Source organism: Janibacter sp. CoH_79_TC_3 (assembly GCF_058197955.1).
Genome location: NZ_JBXWIV010000001.1, coordinates 140881 through 154363 on the forward strand (window position 1 = coordinate 140881; position 13483 = coordinate 154363).

The following is a 13483-nucleotide window of genomic DNA, read 5'->3' on the forward strand; positions in this document are numbered from 1 at the left end:
CTATCTAATACCATATTACGCCACTACAGCCACTGGTGATAGAGGTTTTTGAGACATTGATAATATAGTCATCGCCGTCTTTTACTGCGTAGGTTTTGATGTTTTGCAGATCTGAACCTGTTCCCGGCTCAGTCATGGCAATCGCACCGATTAACTCGCCGGTTGCCATTTTCGGTAGCCAAGCCTACTTTTATACTTCAGTACCGTGGTGCAAAATATAAGGCGCGACAATTCCTGAGTGTAAAAAGTTGCCGAACCCTGCTTGATTGGCTTCAGATTGTGCATAAATCAGCGCCGCTTCATGGCGAAAATCACCACCCGCGCCACCGTATTCTTCAGGCATCGAGACGCCGTTAAGACAAAACCTAATCCATCATACTTCTTGTTAAAATAAATCGACTATAATTATTTTTCACCCTATCGCGCATCGTCAACCCAGCCCTGTTGTCTGGCATAAGCGAGCTGCTCTGGGGTATCAATATCGTAGCTAAGCTTAGGATTATTCATCACTGTCAATTGATGCGGCGGTAACGCTCTAATTAAATGACGTAAGCCTTTGTCTCCACTTAAATTAAACTGCCACTGTTTAAGTAGCAGATAATCAATAACCAATGGTAGACCAACGATAAGATTTGTCGACTCATGACTGGCACCAGCTTTACGCTCACTATGCCCATCTTTTGTCAAAGTATTTAAAATCTGCCAATGCTCATAACCACTAGCAACCACTAAATACTTATCGGCTAGCAACTCGTTTGCATGTTCAAGATCCAATAGAATTTGGTCAACACCCATGATTAACACTCGATCAACCGCTTTATGATTGAAATTTTTATCAATAAAGTTTTTATCATTAACAAATTGAGTTAGCGCTTCAATAGCAACATAAAGACTGTGTCCCATACCTGTTTCGGGAGTTTGGTTGATAATAATTTTGACATTTAGATGGGTGTCGCTCAGTTTTGCTACCTCATTGGCTATCTTCGCTGCTCCTTTAGGAATGACAATGATGATGGCTTGCGGACTTGTAGTTATTGCGAGTTGTAGTATATGCCTAATGAGAGGAACGCCGTTTTTACAAAGTAGCTGTTTGGCTTGACCAAGACGAAGACTGAGTCCACTGGCTAAAATAATGATGGTATGGTTGGTTTGCTGCTCAAGGTTTTGATTTGATATTGCGGCGCTATTTGACGTCGAATCATTTTCCTTCATACAAAGCTCAATATTTCAGGTTTGGTATTATTGCTAGCTAAAAAATCAGCGGGCGCAGTTTGCTCGTGCATAACGGTGCTTATTTGTGCCATGATGCCAAGTGCTAGGGCTTCAGGGCCGTCGCCGCCTAATTTATAACCAATCGGATAATGTAGTTTATTGACGCCGTTATTTAGACGCTCAGGACTATTTTTGACTGCACGAATCTCATTAACCAAGCGCTCGGTTCGATAACTTGGGCCTAATTGTCCAAGATACTTATAATGAGTCGAATGCTCTAGCAATAGCGAAAGACGGGCACGATCTTGGGTCAAACTGTGCGACATCAACGCGACCGCAGCATTACGACTGAGCTTCAGCAGTTTTTCAGACTCATCCAATGATACCGTCATCACGATATCGGCTTGGGGAAAACGCAGTCGCGTGGCATATTGGGCACGGCTATCGATAACGGTGACGTGCCAGTCTTGCAGCTTGGCCATGGTCACAAGCGGCATGACATCATTACCAGCGCCGCAAATAAGCAAACGGTGTTGCGGCTGTAGACGCTGGATAAGCCATTCTGTGGTTATATCGCCATTTTTTAAGATAACGTATTCGGTGTTTTTGTCAGAAATTTTATACGTTGATAGAGTTTTAACGAACTCTTTAATCTGATAAGTAAAACCATTCGAGTCATCAATCAAAGCTTGAGTACAAGTGTTAACATTACCAATAAAAGTTATTTTATCTTCAGCAATATATTCTTCTAAATCTAGCCGCAGTCCAATCCGCAAATAGCGATTATCATTTGAGCCAATTAACGTTGCTATCGTTGCAGGTTGTTGGCTACGACGAACATGGTTAATAACTTCTAAAAACGGCATTGCGGCCGTCAAACGCTCAAACAGCACATGCACCTTGCCGTTACAGCCCAAACCAAAATTTAGCTCACTGGCCAAGTTACTTTCATTCCCAAAATCGCTATTATCACCATATCCGACCTCTTCATCCAACTGCTCATCACCAGTTTGATAAACCTGCACATTAGCGCCGTTACGCGTCAACCAAAAAGCGCGTTTGATAATATGCGGCTCCAAGCAGCCACCGCTGATCATCCCAACCGAGCGCCCATCAGCGCAAATAAGCATCATTGCGCCAGCCCGACGATATGCCGAGCCTTCGGTGCGCACTACCGTTGCTAACACCGCATCGATGTTTTGCTGCTGTACTTCGCTAGCTAGTTTCAGAATATCAGCGACCTGATTCATAACCCCTCTTATATGCTATTTATTCTTATTTTAGTTTTAATGATTAAATCCAGGATTTTTATTTTGTAAAAACCCGCTAGTAATAATCGCTAGCGGGTTGCTGATATCAGTTATCAACTATGAATTACCAATTCGTTTATTCCAATTATCCTATTCATCTGGATTACGTAATGCTAACTACTCGGGCAATTCATAAAGCAGCTTATCAAGCGTGATTGGGAAATCGTAAACGCGCACGCCGACCGCATTATAAATCGCATTGGCAATAGCCGCGGCTGCCCCAGAAATCGCTGTCTCACCAATCCCTTTGATATGCATGGGGTTGGTATAAGGATCATCTTCTTCCACCAATATCACCTCTAGTTGCGGCACATCGGCATTGACGGGAATATGGTATTCAGCAAGGTCATGATTGCATAGGCGACCATCGCGCTTATCATGGATAACCTCTTCCATTAGCGCGGAGCCGATGCCAAACACCATACCGCCATAGCACTGCGAAGTAGCGGTTTTATGATTTAAAATCCGACCAGCAGCGAATGCACCTACCATGCGTTTCACGCGAATCTCGCCAGTCACTCTATGCACGGCCACTTCTGCAAAGTTTGCACCAAAAGACGCCTGACGATGGCTTTTGGCATTTTTACCCGGCGCGATTTGACCTTTAGCACTAATCTTTTGCTCATCGTAATCAGCGATAATATCTGCCAGGGCATAAGACTGAAAATTGCTAAAATCGTATTTTTCTGCAGCAGACTCAGGTAGTTCTAGACCGGTTTTTTCAGTGACTTTATGTTTTAAATCTACCGCTTTATCTTTAAGCGTTTCTACCACCGCTTCTGAAACGCTAGGCTCATGCTCGCCTGCTTGTTTAATCTGACCTTTATCCAGCTGAATAGTATCTGGATAAAGACCAACTTTTTCTGCCAACATTTCACGTAGTTGCTCACAGGCGAGATAAACCCCACTACCAGCGCTTGCTGCGCCCATGCTACCACCTGAGCCAACTGCAGGCGGCAATTCACTATCGCCCAATCTCATCTCGATATGGTCTATCGGCAAGCCCAGTAAATCAGCGGCCACCTGAGAAAAGACCGTATAAGAGCCAGTACCGATATCAGTCATATCGGTTTCGATAATGGCTTTAACGCCAAGTGCTTTGGAATGATCAATTTTCAGTGTCGCCCGCGCTTCTGAAGGTTTCAACTGGTTACCACGAGCAGATGCCGCCATACCCGTGCCAATCCACCAATCGCCCTCTAACTGACTGGCAGGTTTAGGGTTACGCTGCTCCCAACCAAACTGTGCGGCCCCTTGCTCCATACAGGCAAGCAGCTGCCGCGTTGAAAACGGGATATCTTGGCTTGGATCTTGCTCAGGCTCATTGCGGCGGCGCAGCTCAAGCGGATCCATATTCAATTGCGTGGCCAATTCATCCATCGCACATTCAACCGCAATCATACCGACCGCTTCGCCAGGCGCACGCATAGAGCCAGAAAGCACCTGATTCATATCTACTTTTTTATAATTCACCCGGCGATTTTCACCGCGGTATAAATATTTAGTCGATAATGCCGTCGGCTCAAAAAATGCCTCACCCGGTAAATTACTACTGACGGTATCGTGAATCATGGTATTGATGATGCCGTCTTTATCACAGCCGATAGCAATACGTTGACGAGTATTTGAGCGCCTAACGGTCGCTTCCATCACTTGCGAACGCGTCATACTGATTAGCACAGGGCACCCAAGCTCTTTTGCCGCAATCGCCGCTGCAATAGATTCAGGTGCGATACCTAATTTACTGCCAAAACCGCCACCGACAAAATAAGAGATCAATTGCACCTGATCTTTATTTAAGGCCAAAGCGTCCATCACTTGCTGCTTACAAGAGGCGATCATCTGGTTTGAAGTGTACATGATGAGCTTATCGTCTTCCCAATAGGCCAGCGTGGCGTGCGGCTCCATCGGCGAATTGCTCTGGCTTGGCGTATAATAAAAGCGGTCAAGCGTAACGGCAGAATCGGCAAGTCCTTGTTCTGGGTCACCTTTTATAGCGTTTTTATCTGCACCTTTTTTTTCATCGACATCATGGGCGCTTGCAAGCTCTTTGGTAAAGTTCAATGCCGCTTGTTCAGTTTCGTCTTTATAAATGACTTTGATAGCGTTGGCACCTTCGGTCGCCGCTTCAAAGGTTTCGGCAATGACCACGGCAATCGGTTGCCCATGATAAAAAATCTCGCTGGCGCCCTGTGTCGGTGCTTTGGTTTCGCCGCCTTGCTGTGAGTTTCGCAAAAAATGCTGCGGATCGGTAACGACTTTAATGATGCCAGGAATATCATCTAAAGCGCTACTATCGATATTTTCCACTTGTCCTTTGGCGATCTTGGCACTGACCAACACGCCATACACTTGATTTTCTCGATAAATCTCTGCCGAATAAGGCGCTTGTCCGCTGACCTTTAGTGAGCCATCGACACGGTTAATGGGTTTACCGACCAAATTGCTTGCCGTTTTATCAAAAAGCGAATCGACAGGATCATTCATTATCATTTTTTTGGTAGGTTCTGATGGTAATACTGAGTCCAATAATGACATGATTATGCTCCCTCGCCCGCTAAAGCGCGCTGAATGACTTGTTTTAATAAACGACGTGTCAGTGGTATTTTAAAATCGTTTTGACCGTAACCTTTGGCATCTTGTAATAATAAATCTGCGGCTTGCCCGATAGTAGCGTCATCACCTGTGGTATTGGTTAATAATCGCTCGACTGCTTCATTGCGCCACGGCTGAGTACCAATACCGCCAAATGCCAAACGTACAGTTGCCAAATTGCAATTATCATCGCTATCTATAACGGCAGCGCAAGAGACCAAAGCAAAAGCGTAAGAGGCGCGGTCACGCACTTTGTCGTACGTATGCATACCTTTGATAGGTGCTGGCAGTACAATATGAGTGATAAGCTCGCCTGACTCTAAAACGTTTTCGATATGCGGTGTGTCTTTTGGTAAACAATAAAAATCTTTAATCGCAATATTACGTATGCTGCCATCTGCTTTCACCGTTTCAAGCGTCGCATCAAGCAAACGCATCGCCACTGCCATATCGGAGGGATGTTGGGCAATACAAGCATCGCTGGTGCCTAATATGGCAAGGGTGCGGTTCTCGCCATTGATAGCGGGACAGCCAGTACCGGGTTCGCGTTTATTGCACGGGCTATCGGTTTGATAAAAATAATAACAACGCGTACGCTGTAAAAAGTTGCCGCCAGTCGTGGCTTTATTGCGCAGTTGCCCAGTCGCGCCTGCCAAAATAGCCCGAGATAATACTGGATAATTGGTGATCACTTCTGGATGCGCCGCCAAATCACTATTGGTCACGAGCGTACCGATTCGTAACCCACCGTTAGCAGTCGTTTCGATTTGCTCAAGCTCTAAACGAGTCACATCAACCAGTTTGATAGGCGTTTCAATTTCTAGCTTCATCAAATCAAGTAAGTTAGTACCTCCAGCGATAAATGACGCTTCCTTTGCACTAGCAGCAATCGCCGCTTGCTCAGGCGCAGTAGCACGGATATATTCAAAGCGTTTCATGAACGACCTCCTACTTGCGCCGTATGGCTTTTATTTTGTAACGGCTTGTTTTTTGAAGGTTTGCTAAGCTGCGTTTCACTGGGCGGCGGTGACCAAATACCTGTGACGCTTGAAGCATCTGAGCCTTTTTTGATGCTATTTTCAGCAGCAGCGTTATCTTTTATCTCACTCTCCAAAACCTGCGAGATGGCATTAATAATATTTGGATAAGCAGAACAGCGGCAAATATTGCCACTCATACGTTCAGAGATTTCTTGTACTAGCAAGCCGTCAGGATTTTGCAAATCTGTAGTCACGTAGCTTGGCCAATTTTGCTTAATCTCTTCTATTAGGGCAGTCGCGGAACAGATTTGCCCCGGCGTACAGTAACCACACTGAAACGCATCATGGTCTTTAAACGCTTGCTGCAATTCAGATAGCGATTCAGGCAAGCCAATGCCTTCAATTGTCGTAATCTCATCACCGTCGTGCATAACCGCAAGCGTCAGACAAGAATTGACCCGTCGGCCATTAATCAGTATGGTACAAGCGCCACATTGACCGTGGTCGCAACCTTTTTTGGGTCCAGTTATTTGTAGATGCTGGCGGCAGACATCAAGCAATGTCGTGCGCGGATCAAGATTATCAAAGTGATAATCTTGCTTATTAATCGTTAACGTCAAAGTAGACATGCTGGCTTCTCGCTGGCAGATAATAGATGAAAGTGATGGAAGAATAGTTATAGACGCTTTTGAACAAGCGTTAATCAATTTATTATGTCTTATCAAAAACAGCGCTTTGTTTTTACTTTGTTGTCATTACAGTGTATTTTTTTAATCAAAATTCGTTGACAAATATTTTTTTACCCTGCACTAACCTTAGTCTTAACCTACTCAATACCTACTTAATACCTGCCCTCGGTTATGTTAATTTTTAAAGAGAACCTGTAACTTAGCAACCATTGTAATCATCTTCTCATTCTCCTAGTATTGATTGAATTAGCTCTCTCAACTCTTTATACCGAACCGTTATAGAAAAACTTCATAAATAAATAAAGTATCACCAATAAAACAGGCAGTAAAATATGGACAACTTAAAACAGCCACTGCGCATAGATATCGTCTCAGACGTGGTTTGCCCTTGGTGTATTATTGGCTACCGTCAATTGGCTGAGGCGCTTAAGCAAACCAATACCAAACATGAAATACATTGGCATCCGTTTGAGCTAAACAGCAATATGCCAAGCGAAGGACAAAACTTACGCGAGCATATTATGGAAAAATATGGCTCTAGCAAGGAAGAATCAGATGCGAGCCGCATTAGAATGACGGCAGCAGGCTCTGAAGTCGGCTTTGAGTTTCATTTCAACGATGACACGCGTATGCACAATACTTTTAATCTGCATCAGCTGTTGTACTGGGCTGGTCAGCAAGAGCAAAAGCCGATGCATGATTTAAAGCAGGCGTTATTCAGTGCTCACTTTACCGATGGTCGCAATATTTCTGATAATACAGTGTTGGCCGATATCGCAGCGGAAGTAGGACTTGATCATTACGAGGCGCTCGCGGTATTAGAAGAGCAGCGTTTTGCCAAAGAGGTACGCGCAGAAGAGCGGCACTGGCAGCAGCAAGGTATTCAAAGTGTACCGGCAATAATTTTTAATGAGCGGCATTTGGTCAGTGGCGCGCAAGGCGTGGAGAATTACGTCAATATTTTAGAACAATTGGCCACTATGCAAGAGTAGATAATGAAAGAGCATAGCTCAGTTTAAGGGTTATTTAACATGCAGATACCCTTTAAATTTCAGTCATTATTTACACTTTTAAACATTGGACATCGTCATTGTCATGTCTATTAGGAATAGTTTTATATGAGCAAAGACAAATTGATCACCTTATCAGACGAAGCAGAAGAAATCGTTTTGGACAAGCTTAGAGATTATATGAGCGAGGAATTTGATGTTGACATTGGCAATCTGCCCGCCAAGTTTTTATTAGACTTTATCATCGAAACCATAGGACCACATATATACAGTCAAGTGATTGATGATCTTGAACCTTGGCTATACGATAGGTTTACGGCAGTGCTAGAAGATATGCACAGCTTTAAAAAAGATTAAAAACAAATAAAAAAATGCCGCCCCGTAACAGGAGCGGCATTTTTGTTTTATAACGCTAAAACAAACCTAACTATACTTTTAGAAATGCACCACAGAGCGAATACTCTCGCCTTTATGCATCAAGTCAAAGGCTTCGTTGATATCTTCTAAGGGCATGGTGTGAGTAATAAAATCTTGTAATGGAATCTCACCCGCTAAATAACGCTCAACGTAGCCTGGCAACTCTGAGCGACCTTTGACACCGCCAAATGCTGAACCGCGCCAGACGCGCCCAGTCACTAATTGGAACGGACGAGTTGAGATTTCTTTTCCAGCACCGGCAACACCGATAATAACTGATTCGCCCCAACCTTTATGGCAGCATTCAAGCGCTGAACGCATGACATCGACGTTACCGATACATTCAAACGAATAATCAACACCGCCATCGGTTAATTCAACAATAATATCTTGTATAGGACGGTCGTAATCTTTAGGATTAATAACGTCGGTTGCGCCAAGCTTTTTGGCTAACTCAAATTTGCTCTCATTGATATCAATGGCAATGATACGACTGGCTTTGGCCATTTGTGCGCCAATAATCGCTGATAGTCCGATACCGCCTAGACCGAAGATGGCAACCGTCGCGCCCTCTTCTACCTTGGCCGTATTCATCACCGCACCCATACCGGTCGTAACACCGCAACCGAGCAAGCAAACTTCTTCTAGTGGCGCTTCTTTATTCACTTTTGCCAAAGAAATTTCTGGCAACACGGTATATTCAGAGAAAGTTGAGCAGCCCATATAATGATAAATTGGCTCACCGTCTTTATAAAAACGCGTGGTGCCATCTGGCATTAAGCCTTTACCTTGGGTCTCGCGTACCGCTGAGCACAGGTTGGTTTTGCCTGATAGGCACATTTTACATTCACCACATTCTGCGGTGTATAACGGGATAACATGATCGCCTACTTGGACACTGGTCACGCCTTCGCCGATTTGTTCAACGATACCGCCACCTTCATGACCCAAAATCGCTGGGAATACGCCTTCCGGATCTTCACCAGATAGGGTAAAGGCATCGGTATGACAAACCCCACTGGCTACGATTTTTACCAATACTTCGCCTTTACGTGGCAGCATGACATCTACTTCTTCGATAGATAGTGGCTGGTTAGGACCCCAAGCAATGGCGGCTTTTGATTTAATAAATTTATCTGACATAAGAGTCTCTCTTTTTTAATTAATTTTATCGCTTATTGAGCACAGACCTATTCATCTTATCTTGCTGATTTAGTAGACACAAGCCACAGTTGTACCAGTCTGTTAAGCTTTATACTGACCATTATAGTCATTTCTGTAATGATAACGATGTGCTATATTTGCAAATATCTTTTACACAGTGGTAATAATCATGCGCTGGGATGGTATTAGCGAGTTCGTTCATGTGGCGGAATACGAGAGCTTTACGCGCGCCGCAAAAGAATTGGGCATCTCAACCGCACAAGTCAGTCGGCAGATAAGCGCCTTAGAGAAGCGACTTAACATTAAGTTGCTGTATCGCACCACACGTCAGGTATCACTGACAGAAGAAGGCCGCGTGTTTTATCAGCATTGCCGAGGTGTGCTCGATGGCTTGGATGCCGCTGAGCAAGCCGTGAGCAATTTACAGTCAAAGCCCCAAGGCAGAATTAAATTGACCGCCCCTGTCACTTATGGCGAGCAGCAATTGTTGCCACTGGTCAATGACTTCATGGTGCAGTATTGTGATATCGAAGTGATAGCTTTTTTGAGCAATCAAAAAATTGACTTGATTGAGGGTGGTTATGACTTGGCGATTCGTATTGGCAAATTAAGCGACTCAACGATGATGGCAAAAAAACTTAGTCATCGAACCAATTTTGTCTGCGCCGCGCCCGCTTATCTAGAAAAATATGGCATACCATATTCTTTAGCCGATCTAAGACAACATAACTGCTTGCTTGGCACGCGTGATTATTGGCATTTTATAGATGCTAAAAAAATAGAGATAGAAACTAGAAAGCATGCTGATAAGGAAAAAAACCTGCGGGTCTCTGGTAGCGTGCAATATAACAGTGGTCACAGCCTAGTCGATGCCGCGTTAAAAGGTCTAGGTATCGTCCAGCTGCCTGATTATTATGTGCAGCAATATTTGGCATCAGGTGAGCTGGTCAGCTTACTAAATAACTATAGAGAGCCTGAAGAAAGTATCTGGGCTGTATATCCGCACAACCGCCATTTATCGCCGAAGATTAGATTATTGGTAGATTATTTGGCAGAGCGCCTAGCGTAAATATAAAGAGTTATGGTCGGATTTTACTTAATATGAATATTTTCCAATACTTTTAAGAAATGTCTATAGTATTAGAAATAAGACCATTTGACACAACCATCACTCATTGAATAAACACTCATATTAAAAGGACTTTTTATGCTTAAGACTATCTATTTTATATCTTTAAAAGCTTCATTTACTAGCAATGCTCAGACCGTCCTATTTTCTCATGCAACTCTACTTTTAACTTCTTCGCACATTCGATAATTTTTCTTCTATCGGCAGGGATAGCACCGTTTTCGATAGCAGTTAAGCGCATTTGTACCGTGACATCATAATGTGGATAACTGGCGTTTCGATGGAATAAGCGCTTATCTACGTTAATCAGTGCGGCAAAATCATGCAATTCTTGCAAGGTATCCGCCAGCATATGGCACCATTTATAGCCTTTAAATTCTATCTGCATAAAATCGACGTAAATTGCCATAGAGCTGATTCCTTGGTAATTCTACTTTTCGTCTTAACATTTATTTGCTTGAGCTAATAATCTTAGCTTATTATTTTAAAGCATTTACTACTCACCAATCAATTTAGCCTGGGTAAACGAAGCTTGCTAAGCTAGCATTGAATGTAAGAGCTGTTTTAAGCTAACTGCTTTGAGGAATAGGAAACACCTTGTCATAAATCCAGTTGTAAACAAAGGTATAAATCAGATAAAAGGTCGACATCGCGATATCCATCTTAAATGCTTCCCTCAGGCTGATATTCAAATACCATGCAATCACGGGTAAAAATAGCAACAATAGCGCGCCCTTAAATAAAACTGCCCGAAGCACGCGTATTGCTATGGTCTTTTGCACCGCGCCGCGTAGCCTGAGCATAGCTCGGTCAAACAAAATATTATAAAAGCAATTTCAAAAAGTCGCGACGAATTCGGTCTTTTTTGTTACGCATGAAACTTCCTACTTTATTTATCAGCTCTTTTTATAGACTTTGCTAATAGCTTATCCTCTTACCACTGCGCCTAAAATCGTTTGATTTTTTGATGTAATGCATCCTAGCACTCATAATTGATCAGATAAAAAATTGCTTTATAGAAAAAAGATGCAAGCCAGTTTATGGATTACATCTTTTAAAGCAAATTTTTAGAGATTACTATTATGAGTTTTCGTGTTTAGCGCAAGAAGCAGGTTTCCAATAAACCTCTGATACACCAAAAGCATCATCTCGCATTCTGCCTTCATAGCCTTTATCAAAGATGATTTTATATTGGCAAGTCTCTACCTTATTGTTAGCATCATAGAACTTAAGAATATAATCCCATTCGCGCGCATTAAAGCCTTCACTAAAATGAGGAGTTCCTATTAATTTATAAATCTCATCTTTGGTAGTCCCTACTCTAATTTTTGCCACATCCTGATGATTAACGATCGTGCCACCTTTCTGCCAAGCTTTATTAGGGTCAGGGAATACTAAGTCATCAGGATTGACAGAGCCTGTTTGTGCGCTAGGTGTCAAATGCCAAGTTGGCATTATATTTTTTTGCGCACAGCCAGACACTGTGAAAAGCAATGCGGTCGTTACTAATAAACCATAATGAGCGACAGGTTTTTTCATTATTCATTCCTTAATATTTTTTATGGGTAATATGGCAACGCATCTCTATTACAAATAAGCGCTGCCATAAAAAGATATAGCAATACTAGTTCTAGAAATGAAAGCCTGCGCCAATCGCTCCGCCCGCATTCCCCTGTGTATCTGCTGTACCATTTGCCTTAATTACCCAGCGACCATTATCAGAGACTTTAGATACACCAACTGCAACAGCACTTTGACCATTATAGGTAGCGATACCACCACCTACCATTGACTTACCAGGTATATAAGCTTGTGGAAGTGAAGACATTGCCATAGCGGCCGAGATGCCTGCATTAGCACCATCTTCAACCTCGCCAATCTTATAACCTAGTTCATTGATACTGTTACCAAGACGCTTATCTAAAGCATTTAACTGCCCAAAGTTAACCGCATCTTTCACTTCGATACCATCAGCGACTCCAGTAATGGTCTTGTCACCAGCATATATGCCATCGACAGTCATACTCGGACCATCTTTGATAGTAACGCCACTGGTATCAATTTTTGTATTACCAGTCGTCACACTATCGACACTAATATTACTGTTTAAATCAAACTTAATGCCGTTGCCAGTCGCCGTGGTGGTGATATTATTGCCGCCTTCAAACTTAAGAGCAATACTATCTCCTACTGATTTATTGATATCGTTACCACTATCAGCACCGAAGCTTAGGCCAGAATTAAGTCTATTAGTGTTTGCTTTGATGTCATCGGTATTTGCCTTGATACTGTCATTATTGGCTTTAATGTTGTTAGCATTAGTTTTAATACTGTCAGTATTGGCTTTAATACTTTCAGTCGCCTGAGCATTACCTTGGTTCACAGCAGCAATAGCATCACTAATATTACCTTTGCCAGTACCGCCGATATTATTCGCCGTTAGGTTTCCATTAGCATCATATGTTGCGTCACTACCTATAATGCTAGCCACACCACTACCCAAGTTATGTAGCTGGCTGCCATTGATGGCATCGGTGCTGGTTGCATTTATAGCACCACTTTTTACATTGGTAATAGTTGTACCTGCAGTGCCACCACCTAGGGTAATGCTTTCTTTGTTAATAGTGCTGTCTGGATTTTTGTCATATTGAACAGCAGCATTGTTAAGTTCTATATTGCTATTATCTATTTTATCAGTGACTGCTTTTAATTGACTGAAGTTCACAGCATCGTTATCAGCAACACCAGCACCAACCCCTGATAGCACACGGTTAGCGCCTGCTGAGTTTGCAAAGCTTACGCTTGTGCCACCAGTAGTGCCGCCAACAGTAATAGCTCCTGTGCGCGCAGCTTGACGGACGATACCAGCTGTACCATTGGTTAAATTAATAACATTGGCATTGGTGGCACTAAGTTGTTCATAGTTCACGGCATCCGTTGCGCTGTCTCCCGCTAACACACCGCTGATCTTCTTGTT

Annotated in this window: 14 protein-coding genes and 1 pseudogene; 3 read left to right on the forward strand and 12 right to left on the reverse strand. The window is 43.1% G+C overall.

Features of this window, described 5'->3' with window-relative positions:
* Positions 1-4 precede the first annotated feature (4 nt).
* The 7 genes from AC2FA3_RS00615 to AC2FA3_RS00645 all read right to left on the reverse strand — a co-directional run bounded on the left by AC2FA3_RS00615 (position 5) and on the right by AC2FA3_RS00645 (position 6726).
* Positions 5-169, reverse strand: a complete 165-nt coding sequence (locus AC2FA3_RS00615; RefSeq protein ID WP_490507845.1) for an acyl-CoA dehydrogenase family protein — start codon at positions 167-169, stop codon at positions 5-7.
* Between the two features lie 21 nt (positions 170-190).
* Positions 191-343, reverse strand: a complete 153-nt coding sequence (locus AC2FA3_RS00620) for an acyl-CoA dehydrogenase family protein (RefSeq protein WP_490507846.1) — start codon at positions 341-343, stop codon at positions 191-193.
* A 74-nt stretch (positions 344-417) separates the two neighbouring features.
* Entirely contained in the window at positions 418-1212 is a 795-nt protein-coding gene (locus tag AC2FA3_RS00625) for a nucleotidyltransferase family protein (RefSeq protein WP_490507847.1), read from the reverse strand.
* Positions 1209-2462 carry an XdhC family protein gene (locus AC2FA3_RS00630; protein ID WP_490507848.1) on the reverse strand — a complete coding sequence of 418 codons (1254 nt, stop codon included), beginning with the start codon at positions 2460-2462 and terminating at the stop codon, positions 1209-1211. The genes AC2FA3_RS00625 and AC2FA3_RS00630 overlap by 4 nt, the downstream gene beginning before the upstream one ends.
* A gap of 177 nt (positions 2463-2639) precedes the next feature.
* Positions 2640-5060, reverse strand: a complete 2421-nt coding sequence (locus AC2FA3_RS00635; RefSeq protein WP_490507849.1) for a molybdopterin cofactor-binding domain-containing protein — start codon at positions 5058-5060, stop codon at positions 2640-2642.
* Between the two features lie 2 nt (positions 5061-5062).
* Entirely contained in the window at positions 5063-6055 is a 993-nt protein-coding gene (locus tag AC2FA3_RS00640) for an FAD binding domain-containing protein (protein ID WP_490507850.1), read from the reverse strand.
* Entirely contained in the window at positions 6052-6726 is a 675-nt protein-coding gene (locus tag AC2FA3_RS00645) for a 2Fe-2S iron-sulfur cluster-binding protein (protein ID WP_490507851.1), read from the reverse strand. Before AC2FA3_RS00645 ends, AC2FA3_RS00640 begins: the two co-directional genes overlap by 4 nt.
* 392 nt (positions 6727-7118) lie before the next feature.
* On the opposite strand from AC2FA3_RS00645, the gene AC2FA3_RS00650 reads away from it, so the two are divergent.
* Positions 7119-7778, forward strand: a complete 660-nt coding sequence (locus AC2FA3_RS00650) for a DsbA family oxidoreductase (RefSeq protein WP_490507852.1) — start codon at positions 7119-7121, stop codon at positions 7776-7778.
* A gap of 126 nt (positions 7779-7904) precedes the next feature.
* Positions 7905-8153: a DUF2164 domain-containing protein gene (locus AC2FA3_RS00655; protein ID WP_490507853.1), complete on the forward strand. Its 249-nt coding sequence runs from the start codon at positions 7905-7907 to the stop codon at positions 8151-8153.
* 78 nt (positions 8154-8231) lie between these two features.
* Here AC2FA3_RS00655 and AC2FA3_RS00660 read toward each other — a convergent pair whose 3' ends face one another.
* The gene (locus tag AC2FA3_RS00660) at positions 8232-9356 is read right to left on the reverse strand and encodes an S-(hydroxymethyl)glutathione dehydrogenase/class III alcohol dehydrogenase (RefSeq protein ID WP_490507854.1); all 1125 of its coding nucleotides are present in this window, start codon (positions 9354-9356) and stop codon (positions 8232-8234) included.
* Between the two features lie 190 nt (positions 9357-9546).
* On the opposite strand from AC2FA3_RS00660, the gene AC2FA3_RS00665 reads away from it, so the two are divergent.
* The gene (locus AC2FA3_RS00665; protein WP_490507855.1) at positions 9547-10446 is read left to right on the forward strand and encodes a LysR family transcriptional regulator; all 900 of its coding nucleotides are present in this window, start codon (positions 9547-9549) and stop codon (positions 10444-10446) included.
* A gap of 181 nt (positions 10447-10627) precedes the next feature.
* On the opposite strand, the gene AC2FA3_RS00670 is transcribed toward AC2FA3_RS00665, so the two are convergent.
* From AC2FA3_RS00670 to AC2FA3_RS00685, 4 genes and pseudogenes are all read right to left on the reverse strand, one after another.
* The gene (locus AC2FA3_RS00670; RefSeq protein WP_490507856.1) at positions 10628-10915 is read right to left on the reverse strand and encodes a DUF4031 domain-containing protein; all 288 of its coding nucleotides are present in this window, start codon (positions 10913-10915) and stop codon (positions 10628-10630) included.
* Between the two features lie 160 nt (positions 10916-11075).
* Positions 11076-11330: pseudogene (locus AC2FA3_RS00675) on the reverse strand (PACE efflux transporter); the annotation flags it as partial.
* Positions 11331-11586: 256 nt separating this feature from the next.
* Positions 11587-12045 carry an outer membrane protein assembly factor BamE gene (locus AC2FA3_RS00680; RefSeq protein WP_201608795.1) on the reverse strand — a complete coding sequence of 153 codons (459 nt, stop codon included), beginning with the start codon at positions 12043-12045 and terminating at the stop codon, positions 11587-11589.
* Between the two features lie 91 nt (positions 12046-12136).
* Positions 12137-13483, reverse strand: a 1347-nt coding sequence (locus AC2FA3_RS00685) for a YadA family autotransporter adhesin (protein ID WP_490507857.1), incomplete at its 5' end; no start/stop codon positions are given.